The 12,661-nt window shown below is 64.7% G+C and carries 11 protein-coding genes; 3 read left to right on the forward strand and 8 right to left on the reverse strand.

All coding sequences use genetic code 11. The annotated features are described in order from the left end of the window. Positions 1-335: 335 nt before the first annotated feature. Together G6P99_RS05970 and G6P99_RS05975 are read left to right on the forward strand one after the other, a co-directional pair. A complete protein-coding gene (locus tag G6P99_RS05970; RefSeq protein ID WP_245284590.1) occupies positions 336-989 on the forward strand; it encodes a FecR family protein in 654 nt (217 codons plus the stop codon). A 37-nt stretch (positions 990-1,026) separates the two neighbouring features. After that, positions 1,027-1,893 (forward strand): tetratricopeptide repeat protein, encoded by an 867-nt coding sequence (locus tag G6P99_RS05975; RefSeq protein WP_029079764.1) that lies wholly within the window; start codon positions 1,027-1,029, stop codon positions 1,891-1,893. 79 nt (positions 1,894-1,972) lie between these two features. On the opposite strand, the gene G6P99_RS05980 is transcribed toward G6P99_RS05975, so the two are convergent. From G6P99_RS05980 to G6P99_RS06000, 5 genes are all read right to left on the reverse strand, one after another. Further along, entirely contained in the window at positions 1,973-2,839 is an 867-nt protein-coding gene (locus tag G6P99_RS05980) for an HlyD family secretion protein (RefSeq protein ID WP_029079763.1), read from the reverse strand. Beyond that, positions 2,836-3,042, reverse strand: coding sequence for a DUF1656 domain-containing protein (locus G6P99_RS05985; RefSeq protein ID WP_029079762.1), 207 nt, complete (start codon positions 3,040-3,042; stop codon positions 2,836-2,838). Before G6P99_RS05985 ends, G6P99_RS05980 begins: the two co-directional genes overlap by 4 nt. Next, the gene (locus tag G6P99_RS05990; RefSeq protein WP_165127534.1) at positions 3,039-5,090 is read right to left on the reverse strand and encodes an FUSC family protein; all 2,052 of its coding nucleotides are present in this window, start codon (positions 5,088-5,090) and stop codon (positions 3,039-3,041) included. The genes G6P99_RS05985 and G6P99_RS05990 overlap by 4 nt, the downstream gene beginning before the upstream one ends. Positions 5,091-5,092: 2 nt before the next feature. Continuing rightward, complete coding sequence (locus G6P99_RS05995; protein WP_029079760.1) at positions 5,093-5,566, reverse strand: MarR family winged helix-turn-helix transcriptional regulator; 474 nt, start codon at positions 5,564-5,566, stop codon at positions 5,093-5,095. A 216-nt stretch (positions 5,567-5,782) separates the two neighbouring features. Further along, the gene (locus tag G6P99_RS06000; protein ID WP_029079759.1) at positions 5,783-6,340 is read right to left on the reverse strand and encodes an HNH endonuclease; all 558 of its coding nucleotides are present in this window, start codon (positions 6,338-6,340) and stop codon (positions 5,783-5,785) included. Between the two features lie 190 nt (positions 6,341-6,530). On the opposite strand from G6P99_RS06000, the gene G6P99_RS06005 reads away from it, so the two are divergent. Then, the gene (locus G6P99_RS06005) at positions 6,531-8,291 is read left to right on the forward strand and encodes a chloride channel protein (RefSeq protein WP_165127536.1); all 1,761 of its coding nucleotides are present in this window, start codon (positions 6,531-6,533) and stop codon (positions 8,289-8,291) included. Positions 8,292-8,463: 172 nt separating this feature from the next. Here G6P99_RS06005 and G6P99_RS06010 read toward each other — a convergent pair whose 3' ends face one another. The 3 genes from G6P99_RS06010 to G6P99_RS06020 all read right to left on the reverse strand — a co-directional run bounded on the left by G6P99_RS06010 (position 8,464) and on the right by G6P99_RS06020 (position 12,581). Next, the gene (locus tag G6P99_RS06010) at positions 8,464-9,474 is read right to left on the reverse strand and encodes a peptidyl-alpha-hydroxyglycine alpha-amidating lyase family protein (RefSeq protein ID WP_051346109.1); all 1,011 of its coding nucleotides are present in this window, start codon (positions 9,472-9,474) and stop codon (positions 8,464-8,466) included. Between the two features lie 132 nt (positions 9,475-9,606). Continuing rightward, positions 9,607-11,394: a flavin-containing monooxygenase gene (locus G6P99_RS06015; RefSeq protein ID WP_029079757.1), complete on the reverse strand. Its 1,788-nt coding sequence runs from the start codon at positions 11,392-11,394 to the stop codon at positions 9,607-9,609. Between the two features lie 101 nt (positions 11,395-11,495). Further along, complete coding sequence (locus G6P99_RS06020; protein WP_029079756.1) at positions 11,496-12,581, reverse strand: DUF2855 family protein; 1,086 nt, start codon at positions 12,579-12,581, stop codon at positions 11,496-11,498. Positions 12,582-12,661 lie beyond the last annotated feature (80 nt).

The raw sequence follows: 12,661 nt of genomic DNA on the forward strand, positions 1-12,661 counted from the left end.
GCGAGGTGAAAAATCCTCGCGCCAGCAGCCATAGGCTTGCCCGCCGAAACGTCCTGATTGAAACTAAATTCGGTAGTGAAAATCGAACTCCAAGTAGCGGAGAGCCATTGCGAAAATGGCAGAACAGCTGTCCTTTATCGCGCGTGCAGCCCCGCAAAATTAATAGTATAGTTACTGAGTAAATTGTCCACTTATTAATTTTTAATCGAACTGCGTCAGGCACTTATGCCTGTTTTCGGTAGCTCATCTGGCACTCAAGGCCCTGCGGTCTCGGCCCGGCGGTTCCGATCACCATCGAGCCACGACACGACAAAATCTTCTCAAAGGAGGGGATCGTGCGCATTCATTTGATTGTTCAATTGCTTGCAAGCTTCGTCCTGGCGCTCGCAACTTTTGTGCCCGGCCAGGTGCAGGCGCAAACCGAGCCGGCCCAGCCCGCGGTCCAGACTTCTCAATCGAAATTCATCGGGAGAGTCGTGGCGGCCACCGGTTCGGTCACGATCGAACACGTGAGTGCCGTCGTCGTTCAGGCGGGGCTGCCTGACAAACTGCCTCAGACGCAGGTTGGCGACCCCGTCTATCTGGGCGATGTGGTGCAGACCGGAGCCGACGGGCGGGTGGGGATCAACTTCACCGACGGCACCTCGTTCAATCTGTCGAGCAACGCCAAAATGGCCATGACCGAGTTCGTGTACGATCCAAACGGCAAGTCAAACTCGACCTTGCTCAAACTGACCAATGGAACGTTCACCTTTGTTGCCGGCAACATTGCGAAGACCGGCGACATGAAGATCGACACCCCCGTCGCAACGATGGGCATTCGAGGCACCACGCCACGCATCGAAATATCTGAGGATGGCACTGTGAAGTTCGCCACGCTCGTTGAAGAGGGCAAGAGCAAGGTCCGGAAGACCGGGACCCGAACGACGCAGCAACCTGAGCAAAACCCCCTCCACAAGTTTAATCCAAACATCTGTCGAGGATGCTAGGGCAGGTGCAGGCCTTTTCGAGCATGCAAGGGCCGACATGAAACCTCGTGCAAGCGCCGGCGCAATTGTCAGCCTGATATCGCTTCTCGTTGCGATGCTCTCCGCCTGGCCGGCGATCGCGCAGAAGCCGAAGCCAAAGGACAACTATCTGCGGAATGTCGAACTGTGCAGCGGCCGCGACCGCGCGCCGCTCGACGCGCGCATTGGCGGATGCACTGCGCTGATCGATGCGGGGCAGGACATGACGACGGCTGGTCTGGCGATCGCCTACAACAACCGTGGCAACGCCTATGCCGCCCAGGGAGATTACGACCGCGCTATCCAGGATTTCGATCGGTCCATCGAGCTCAATCCGACCTACACCAAGCCGTTCAACAACCGCGGCGTGGCCCATTTCAGGAAACACGAATACGAGCTTGCGACTGCGGCTTTCGATCAGGCGATCAAGCTCAACCCGAACTACGGCCAGGCCTTCGCCAATCGCGCGGAAGCCTACCTGAAGACGAATGACTATGCCCACGCAGCGCAGGATTATGATCAGGCCATTCGCCTCGAGCCGAATCTCGAAGGCCTATGGAACGGACGCTGCTGGAGCCGGGCCGTCCTCGGCGCGTTGCAGGCGGCGCTGGAGGATTGCAACAAGGCCCTGCAATCGGGTTCGGCCAATGCCGCGACTTACGACTCGCGCGGCCTGATCTATCTGAAGACGGGCCAGCTCGGCTCGGCGATCGACGATTACAGCGCCGCACTCCGGATCGACCCGAAGCTCGCAAGCGCGCTCTATGGACGCGGACTGGCGAAGCTGAAGCAGGGCGACAAGGCCGGCGGCGATGGCGATATCTCGGCGGCCAAGGCGATCCAGGGCAGCATCGGCGACGATTTTGCACGCTACGGCGTGCAATAGACGAACTTGGCCGACAGAGGCACAGCAAGCGCGGGTGGTCCGCTTGACGCCGCCACGCCGGTGCGGCCCGCCCGGCCGGCTAGTCCATGATCTCGACCGTTGCCGAACGGCCGGCGACCAGCGCGATGCGATCCGGCAGGTGATCGAGCGCGATGCGCACGGGAACGCGTTGCGCGAGCCGAACCCAGCTGAAGGTCGGATTGACGTTGGCGAGCAGGTTCGCGCCTTCCGTGCGGTCGCGGTCCGCGATGCCGGCCGCAATGCTCTCGACATGTCCGGTGAGCCGGACCGGCTCGCCCATCAACCGGACCTGCGCCTTGTCGCCGACGCGAATGCGCGCGAGCTTGGTCTCTTCGAAATAGCCTTCGACATGCAGCGTATCGGTGTCGACCAGCGCCATCACGCCCTTGCCCGCGCTGACATAGGCGCCGGGCCGCAGATCCATATTGGTGATGGTGCCGTTGACCGATGCGTGCACCTCGCTGCGATCAAGGTTGAGCTGCGCGACCGCGCGATCGGCGACCGCCTGATCATAGGCGGCCTTGGCCTGGAGCTGCGTGGCCAGCACCTGCTCCTGCTTCTGCTGCGACACCGCATCGGTGGTCAGCGCGCTGTAGCGTTTGAGGTCGGCATCGGCCTGATCCAGCGTCGCGTGATGGCCGGCGACCGCAGCATCGGCCTGCTGCAACGCCAGGGCAAAGCGCGCGCGATCGATCCGGAACAGGATATCGCCGCGATGTACCGGTTGATTGTCCTTGACCAGCACATCGGTGACAAAGCCGGAGACGTCGGGAGCGACCTGAACCACGTCGGCGCGGACCTTGCCGTCACGGGTCCACGGCGACTCCATGTAGTAGACCCACAGCGCGCGAGCGACGGCGAGCGCGACAACCAGCGCGATCGCGGTCAGCGCGACCCGGCCAAGCCAGGCAAAATTCCCCTTCATGGCAGAAACTCCGAGAGATAGACGACAACGCCGAGCAGGCAGACGTAAAGGGCGAAATTGAACAGTGCGCGGTGCCAGACCAGCCGGTACAGCCCGAAGCGCTGCATGATCCGGCTCACGATGACGCTCAGCGCATAGGCCACGATCAGCCACAGCAGCAGCGCCGGGACCAGGACACCGTAGATATCGAGCTCATATCTCATGCAGCAAAACTCTCCTCGGGCTGCGATCGATACGCCGGCGCATCCGGAAACAGGCCGCGGCGGATGCCGACGAGGCCGAGCAATGCATCGTCCCGCGCGCCCGCGTTGGAATCCTTGACGACCGCGGTCAGCGCCGCATCGATGCATGACAGCAGTCCGGTCGGCATTGCCGCGTCCGCATGGCCGCGAAACGCCGCCGCGAGGTCGTCCAGCATGTCGTCGATGGCGCGCACGGTCGATGCGGCGAGGCCGTAACGGGCCCGCCTGAGATCGATGATGTTGAGCCCGATGCGCAGCTGGACCAGGCTGTCGGTATCGCGGCGGTCGCTCTCGGAGATGAAGGCGACGCGCTGGGCCAGGAGTCCGAGCCGATGCAGCATCAGGCCGGCAAACTGCGCGCGATCGCCGTGGCCACGCCGCTCGGCCGCGACCGCCAGCGTCTGCCAGCTCGACGTCGTCAGCCGCCTGGCGATCCATTCGGCGCCGACGCCGCGCGCGATCCGCGTCACGATCTCGGCAATCACGATACCGAGGAAGAAAGCGACGGACGAGTTGGCAAAACTGGCAAAATCCGCGCTGTAGGTCGATTGCAGCGCGAGCAGCGTTGCGGTGTTGACAGCGAGAGCCGAGCCGATTGGCGCGGTTTTCGGCCGCGCGATCAGGAAGCCGTACAGGAGGAAGGTCGAAGCCAGCGCGGCGATCAGCACCTCGACATGGGTGATGCCCGGCACCAGCGCGAACTGGTAGACCGCGACCACGACGATCGCGACCAGCGAAAACAGGCCGAAGGCCCGGATGCTGCGCGCCGGCTCATCCTGCGCGGCGAAGAAGGAGCAGGCGACGGCCGCCATCATCGGCGCCGAGGCGCCGTCGGGCCAGCCGGTCGCAATCCACAGGCCGCAGCAGATCAGGATCGCCACTGCGGCCCCGGCGGCCGACCACAGCGCCATGCCGTGATCGCGATGGCGGACCGGCGCGGCCCCCGACTCCGGGTGGAACGCCAGCGGGATGGTGGATATCTCCTGGCCCGCCGAAATCGCATCGCCCAGCGCGCGGCAGTCGGCCGAGATGTCGATGAGCTCGCGCAGCCGGAGCAGCAGGCTGATCGTGATAATGCGCTCCCGCGGCGCGACGCCGTCGAGCGCGGATTGCCGCTCGGCGATTGCAGCGCGGATCTGCTCGCCGGATTGCCGCTGGCGATCGTCGTCCACGATCCATGCGGCGAGATCGTCGAGCAGATGCCGGAGCTCCGGCTGTCTTTGCAGCGCCGCCTCGCCGAGTGCGGCGAGCCGGTCTTCGATCGACGTGATGATCGGCAACAGCATCAGCATGCGCAGCCGGACCTCACCGAGGCCACGGACCGCGCTGGCGTCGGCCAGCCGGTCATAGGCGACATGGGTCGAGAGCGTATCGATCTCGACGATGTCGGTTGCAAGCCGGAGGCGCTGAGCCCGGCGCGTCTCGCCGGTCCCGCGATCAAGCAGCACGTCGCGGGACAGACCGCGCGCATCCGACAGCCAGCTCCTGACGCGGCCGCCGACCGCAGGCGCGACGCTGCGGGGAAACACCACGGTCGACACCAGGCTCGCACAGACGATGCCGAGCGAGATCTCCTCGACCCGCGCCAGCGCCACGTCGAAGATGCTGCCCGGGTCGGCCACCGACGGAAAGCCGATCAGTGCGACAGTATATCCGCCCAACATGAAGATATAACTGCGCGGCGTGCCGTCGAGCAGCGACAGATAAAGACAGAGCCCGACCCAGAGCGCGATCGCAAGGCACAGCAGCTCTGGCGCATCGACTAGGTTCGGCACCATGGCGACCGTCATGCTCGCGCCGGCCAGGGTGCCGATCACGCGGAAGAACGCCTTCGAGCTGGTCGCGCCGGCGAGCGGTTGTGACGTGATATAGACCGTCGCCATTGCCCAATAGGGCCGCGGCAGATCGATCGCCAGTGCGATGACAAGCGCCAGCATCGACGCGGCGAACGTCTTCAAAGCGAAGATCAGGTCCGCGTGGCGGACCAGGAACGGCTCTTCCGCGCGCATGACTATTTCGCCTCTGCGGCAGTTTTCGCGTCCTGCAGGCGGCTCGCACGCTGTTCGATGCGCTGGAGCGTCTCGAAGGTTATCGCAAGTTTCTCGCTGTCGATATCCTTCAGCAGGCTGGTCCGCACGCGGCGCATGATACGGTTGATGTCCGCGGCCTTGGCTTGGCCGCTGGCGGTGAGATGCAGCGTCTTGGCGCGGCGGTCGGTGGGATCCTCGCGGCGCTCCACCAAGCCCTCGCTCGCGAGCAAATCGATCAGCCGCACCAGCGAAGGCCCCTCGATACCCAATTCATCGGCGAGCACGCCCTGCCGGACGTTTTCTCCCTGCCGCGACAGCACCAGCAGCGGAATCGCAGTCGCGTCCGACAGGCCATGATCGGACAGCGCCTGATCCGACTCGCGGCGCCAGATCCGCCCAAGCCGGGTGATCAGGAGCCCGATTTCGGCGTGGATATGAGCTTGCGACGGAGCCATGTCAGTTAGATAGGATACTAATGATTAGGCTGCAATCATATTCCCCAGAATATCTCCGTCGATCACGCAAAAGCGAACGCACTCTGCGGCGAGGACAGAGGTTTATGGTGTCAGACATGCTCGAAGAAAATTCATGGATTCGCGGCAGCAGCCATGGCGCCCACGATCAGCTTGTTTTCGTGTGAATTTCGTCGGAACGTCCGCGCGCCGTATCCGCTACGGATCGAGCTCAGTATCCCAGTAGAGATAATCGAGCCAGCTCTCGTGCAGATAGTTCGGCGGGAACAGCCGGCCGTTGCGGTGCAGCTGATGCACGGTGGGTGCGTAGGGCGTCTGCTTCGGAAACATCCTGGCCTGCTGCGGCGTCAGATTGCCCTTGCGCAGATTGCAGGGCGAGCAGGCGGCGACGACGTTCTCCCAGGTGGTCTGGCCACCCTTGCTGCGCGGAATGATGTGATCGAAGGTGAGGTCGTCGGCCGACAGGCAATATTGGCAGCTGAATCGGTCGCGAAGGAAAACGTTGAACCGGGTGAAGGCGGGGTGGGTGGTCGGCTTGACGAAGGATTTCAGAGATACGACGCTGGGCAGCTGGATTTCGAAGGAAGGACTTCGTACCGCGCGGTCGTAATATTCGACGATGTTGACACGATCGAGGAACACTGCCTTGATCGCGTCCTGCCAGGACCAGAGCGACAGCGGGTAATAACTCAGCGGCCGGAAGTCCGCATTCAAGACCAGCACCGGCCAACCGCCTTGCGAGACATGTGCGTTCAAATAACGCTCCTGACTCCCATTAGCTGCGAAGCAGCATGCACTCACATACTACAGGCAGCGTGACGGGATTGTGAAGAGCAATGAGCGGCTTATCCGCCGCGCACTGCCATGTTCCTGCCCCGATTGCCTCCCGCCCGCGAGGCCCGTAAAGGGAGCGCAAGGCCGTGTCGGCCAGTGACGGACCCTGCCGATGACCACGACGTCAAGCTATTTCGAGGCGCCGCGCCGGTTGCGCGCATTCGTACGCGCGCACGAGACGAGCCTCGTGGTGCTCGCGGTATTGATCGGCGCCATTGGCGGCCTCGTGGTGGCGGTGATGAGCAGCCTGGTCACGGTGCTGCATTCGGTGCTGTTCAATCTGCCGCTGGGCGACCGGTTGTCGAGCCAACCCAGCATCGATCCGCTGCGCGCACTGCTGGTTCCCTCAATCGGCGGCCTGCTGCTCGGCATTGCCTTTCTTCTGCTGCTCCGGGTCCGGCCGGCTCGCGAGATCGACCCGATCGAGGCCAACGCGCTCTATGGCGGTCGGATGTCGTTCCGCGGCAGCGTGATCGTGGCGCTGCAGACGATCTGGTCGAGCGGCATCGGCGGCTCGGTCGGGCTCGAGGCCGGCTACACCCAATTGTCCAGCGGCCTGGCCGCCTCGCTCGGCCGCGGCTTCCACCTCCGCCGCAACGACCAGCGAATCATGGTCGGCTGCGGCGCTGCGGCGGCGATCGCCGGCGCCTTCAGCGCCCCGCTCGCTGGCGCGTTCTACGCTTTCGAACTTGTGATCGGCGGCTACACGCCGGCGAGCCTGACCCCGGTCGGCGTGGCGGCGGTGACCGGCTACTTCGTCGCCCATGCCTTCGAGCCGCTGCCGCTCGGTGTCGGTGTCGGAACCGTCGGCGACGTGCTCGGACGGGACCTCGCGATCGCCGCGCTGCTCGGCATGGTCGCGGCCCTGACCGGCATTGCGATCATGCGTGGCGTGACGCTGTGCGAGGCGCTGCTCGCCAAAACGAGGCTTTGGCCGCCGCTGCGGCCGGCGATCGGCGGGCTTGCCGTCGGCGCGATGGCGCTGCTGACGCCGCAGGTGATGTCGTCGGGCCATGGCGCGCTGCGTTTTGCCGGCATCGTGTCGATGCCGCTTGCCTTCATCGCCGGCGTGTTCGCGCTGAAGGCGGTGGCCTCGATTGTCTCGCTCGGCTCCGGCTTCCGCGGCGGATTGTTCTTCGCCACGCTGTTCATGGGCGCGCTCGGCGGCCGGCTGTTCGCCGCCGGCGTCGACATCGTGTGGCCGGGGCTGAATCTCGATCCCAACGCCTATGCGGTGATCGGCATGAGCGCGCTGTCGGCCTCGGTGATCGGCGGTCCGCTGACGATGTCGTTCATCGCGCTGGAATCCACCGGCGACCTCTGGCTCACCACTGCGGTGCTGGTCGCGGTCATCATCTCGACCACGATCACGCGCGAGTTGTTCGGCTATTCGTTCGCGACCTGGCGACTGCATCTGCGCGGCGAGACCATTCGTAGCGCCGCCGATATCGGCTGGATCCGGGATCTGACGGTCGGCAAGATGATGCGGCGGGACATGATAACGGTGGACGCCGCGATGCCGATCGAGGCGTTCCGCGAGGAATTTCCACCGGGGTCGAAGACCCAGGTTGTCGCGATCGACGGCGAGGGACGTTATGCAGGCCTTGCGCTGGTCGCCGAAGCGCATGCGCCCGATCTCGAGGCCGACAAGGGGCTCGCCGGCATTCTGCGCTACGCCGACGTGATGCTGCATCCCGGCATGAACGTCCAGGAAGCGATCGCGGTGTTCGACGCGGCCGAAGCGGAATCGCTCGCGGTGGTCGAGGGCGATGGCGACCGGCGGCCGATCGGCCTGCTCACCGAAGCGCACGCGATGCGGCGCTATGCGGAAGAATCCGAACTGCGCCGCCGCGAGGTGATCGGCGAGATCTGATTTCGGTGGGGGGTAGCCGAGGCGTCGGGCAGCAAGCGGGAGTGAGGCTCTGTCCGTCGCAATCTATCAGACCCGTCATCCTGAGGTGCGTGCGCAGCGAGCCTCGAAGGATGCCCGGCCGAGCTGCGGCGGCGGGGGCCGTCGATGCTTCGAGACGCGCGTTCCGCGCTCCTCAGCATGACGGGGATAAGTAAGCGGGCCGGCGCTGCGCCGTCACCCGTTCCAGCTTCTGCAAACACCGCGTCACGCGCACGGCAGCCGGCATCTCGGTGTCCGGAAAGCTGGTCTTCCAGTCGGTGACGCCGACTTCGCCGACATAGATGTCGCCGCGTGAATCCAGTGCGATGCCGTGCGGCGCCAGGAATTTTCCGGTCTCCACGCCCGGGCCGTGCTCGCCGCCGAGCCGGGCGATCCGGTTGCCCTTGTGGTCGACGATCGACAGCCGCGGGCCGAGATTGGGCACCTTGCGATTGACCGCCATGCCGGGGCCGAGCTCGCCGATCACGAATTTCGGCTGCGTGCCGCCGCCGCAGCAACACAGCGCGCAAGGCCGGTGCAGATTGTTCCACTGCGTCTCGTATTTGCCGTTGCCGTCGAACACCTGGACGCGGTGGTTCTCGCGATCGGCGACATAGACCCAGCCGTCGGCGTCGGTCGCGATGTTGTGCACGATGTTGAACTGGCCGGGATCGGTGCCGGGCTCGCCCCAGGTCTTGATGAGTTTTCCGTCAGGCGTGTATTTGTGGACGCAGGCATTGCCGTACCCGTCGGAGACATAGATATCGCCCTTCGGCGACAGCGCGGTATGGGTGCAGCGATGGAACGGCTCGCCGCTCATGAATGGCGCCGGCTTGTTCGGGATGCCGATCGTCAGCAGCACCTTGCCGTCGGTCGAGCACTTGCGCACGGTGTGGTCGCCGTCGTCGGTGCAATAGAGATGGTCGTCGGCGTCGATGTGCAGGCCGTGGGCGCGCGAGAACAGGCCTTCGCCCCAGCTCCTGATGAAATTCCCCTCGCGGTCGAGCACCACCATCGGGTGTTCGCCGCGGTTGAAGACATAGACGCGGTCCTTGCTGTCGACCGCGACGGAGGCGACATCCGTCAGGCTCCAGCCGTCGGGTAGCTTCGCGAAGTTCTCAACGACGCGGTAGCGATGCTCGCCGGTGCCGAGGATGGTTGGCATTTTTGTTCCTCTCTCTCTTCTCGTTATTCCGGGATGCGCGAAGCGCAGGCCCGGAATCCATTTCTCCGCAGAGATTGTGGCCCAATGGATTCCGGGTTCGCGCTGCGCGCGCCCCGGAATGACGGTGGATGGTTAGGTCAGCCTCGCCACCGGCCCGACATCGCGTGGCAACAGCCCTTCCTCGATCGCCTTGATCTGCAGCGCGAGGGTGCGCGAGTTGATGCGGCATTGCGCGAGGCTGCCGGCGATGAACCAGAGGCCCGGCTGTGGCGTGCGGGTGTACATGTTGCGCAGCTCCTGGCCGTCGCCAAAGCCCCAGATCGGGCCGACGCGCGCGGCCATGGCTTCGCCGAACAGTCTCTTCACCAGCTCTTCCTGCGGCCGGTAGCCAGTCGCGAGCACGATGAGGTCGGCCGCAACCGTCTCGCCGTTCTTCAGCCGCGCGCCTTCGCTCACGAAGGTCTCGATGTCGGAGAACTGCTTCAGAGCGACGGCGCCGCCCGCGACGAGATCGGAGCAGCCGACGTTGAAATAATAGCCGCCGCCGCGGGTCAGGTATTTGAACTGCCAGCCGGTGCCGCCCTCGCCGAAATCGAGCTTGAAGCCCTTGCGCGCGAGGCCGTCGAGCAGCGGCTTGTCGAGCTCCTTCGACTGCTCGGTTATCAGCACGTGGCTGCGCTTGGCGAGCGCCAACGGCATCGAGGTCGCGATCAGATCATTGTCCTCGAGCGAGCCTTCATTGTAGGCGGCATAGGCAAGCTGCGCGGACGGCTCGATATTGGTGACCAGCGTCGAGGAGCGCTGCACCAGCGTGACCTCGGCGCCGGAGGAGTGCAGGTCCTGCGCGATGTCGTGACCGCTGTTGCCGGTGCCGATCACGAGCGCCCGCTTGCCGGCCCAATGCTCGCCGTCCTCGTAGCCGCTGGAATGCAGCACCTTGCCGGCAAAGTTCTTCAAGCCCGGGATGTCGGGCACGCTGGGGATGCCGCTGACGCCGGTCGCCATCACGACATGGCGCGGCTGCATTTTCCTCATCGTGCCGTCGGCGCGGCGCAGCTCGATGGTCCAGCGTCCCTGTGCGTCGTCATAGCTGCCGCCGACAAACTCCGTGCCGGTCCAGAAGTTCAGCTCCATGGCGTCGACGTAGGATTCGAACCAGTTGGCGAGCTTGTCCTTCGGGATGTAGGTCGGCCAGTTCGGCGGGAACGGCATGTAGGGCAAATGATTGACCTGCACCTGGTTGTGCAGGGTGAGTGCGTGATAGCGCTTGCGCCAATTGTCGCCGACGCGCGCCTCGCGGTCGACGATCAGCGCGTCGATCCTGAGCTGTTGCAGCCGCGCGGCGATCGCAAGCCCGGCCTGGCCGCCGCCGACCACCAGCACGTCGGGGTCGTGGTCGGCATATTCGGCGGCTGCCTTGCGCAGGTCGAGCCAGTTGGGTCCGCGGAAGTCGCGGGAATAGGCTTGTCCGCGCGGCCGCGTATGACCTTGCTGCTCTTCAAAGCCCTTCAACTCCTCGAGCGCCGTCAGCAGCGTCCAGGCCTTCAACCGATCGACATCGGCCGCATCGGGGACCAGCCGCACGATGCCGTGGCCGCGGCCAACAGCGGTTTCGAACTTGAAGATCGCCTCGATCGCATCGGTGCCGGCGCGCTTCACCCGGCGTGGCGCGGCGCGCTCGGCGTCGATGCGGAAATTGCTCGGCGTGCTGCGGCGGGCATGCGCGGGCATCTCCTCGAGGATCGCGAAGGCGCGGTTGACGGTCTGGATGTTCCAGCTCAGCGCCAGCACGTCGCGCCAATAGCTGTCGGGATGGAACAGCGGCTTAAGCAGCACATCTTCGGGGCTCGCCAGCGCATCCTCGAACTGCACAAGCCAATTGTCGGCGGCGACCGAAATATCGTCCGTCTTGTCGAGCATTGAGCGTCTCTCGTCATCGGCCGTCTTGGTGACGGCGTTCCCATTGCCGCAAAGCCTATACCTATCCGAAGGCCTGCAGAAAGGGCGTGACGGGATATCGCCTATTCGGCCAGCGACAGGATCAAGCCTTGATCGGGCGGGACCCGGCCCTGCAGGGTGTCGAGATAGGCCTCGCGCACTGCGGCTGGTCCCCGCCGCTCGACGACCTCGAGCCAATCGGGCAAATGCGGCACGAGCTCGGTCCAGGCGGCGCCAAAACGCTGATCGATGCCGCCGGGCCCCCATTCCTTGGCGCGCTTGCGGATCTGGTCGGGCGCGAAGAACCAGACCGGCTTGGCGCCGGGAAGCGCAGGTTCGTCCGGCTCGTTGGCGCGATGCGTCAGCCCGACCCGGCCGGAATAGACCATCTGCGCGCCGAAGTGCCGGTGCAGCGTTTCGCGCAGCGCGCTGTTGCCGGCCATGTCGACATAGGCGACCGGCTCGGCCGGCGGGATCGCGCTGACCTGGTCATAGGTGACGACCTCGTCATAACAGCCGAGCGAGCTGACGAAATCGACATTGCCCTTGGAGGTCAGCCCGATCACCCGGATGCCCCTTCTGTGCAGCAGATGGGCGAGGCCGAACGCGGTCTTGCTCGAGGCCGACGACAGGATGACGCGGCGGGCGCCGTAGAATTCGTTCTCGGCCAGGAAGTCGTCGACCAGGAACGACAGCATGAACAAGGGCAGCAGCAGTGCACGGAAATCGCCCTGCCGGCCGGCATCGGTCGGATCGCCGGAGACCCGGGCATAGGCGTTATACACCGGCGAGACCTCCTGCCGGTGTGCGGCTCCATCGCGCAGGCCGCGCTTGCTGACGTCGGCGGCCTCGATGACAAGATGGGTCGCCATCGGGAAATAGCCGAACAGGGTTTCGCCGACCGTGACGTTCGGATGCTTCGAGGCAAGCACCTCGCCAAAGCCCCACACCGGGATGATGCCGTAGCCGTCAGGCGCCGGGAACAGCTGCCAGTATTTCAGCTGCTCGCCGATCACGGCGTAGGTGATGTTGTTGGCGGTGAAGGCGAAGCGGGTGACCTTGACCAGCAGCGCGTCGGCCGGCAGCGCCGCGGCGTCGGGGAGCTCCGTCTCGATCACCTTGCACTGCTGCAGGTCGTTGCGGATGACGATGAAGTCGGTGGAGTTCATGGCGATGATCCCGGCCTCGGATGAGCGCCGGCATCGTCGCGTCGATTGCCGGCCTTTTGCAACAGCAACAAAGTTTCAAA

It is taken from the genome of Bradyrhizobium sp. 6(2017) (genome assembly GCF_011058295.2).
In the GTDB taxonomy this organism is placed as follows: domain Bacteria; phylum Pseudomonadota; class Alphaproteobacteria; order Rhizobiales; family Xanthobacteraceae; genus Bradyrhizobium; species Bradyrhizobium septentrionale.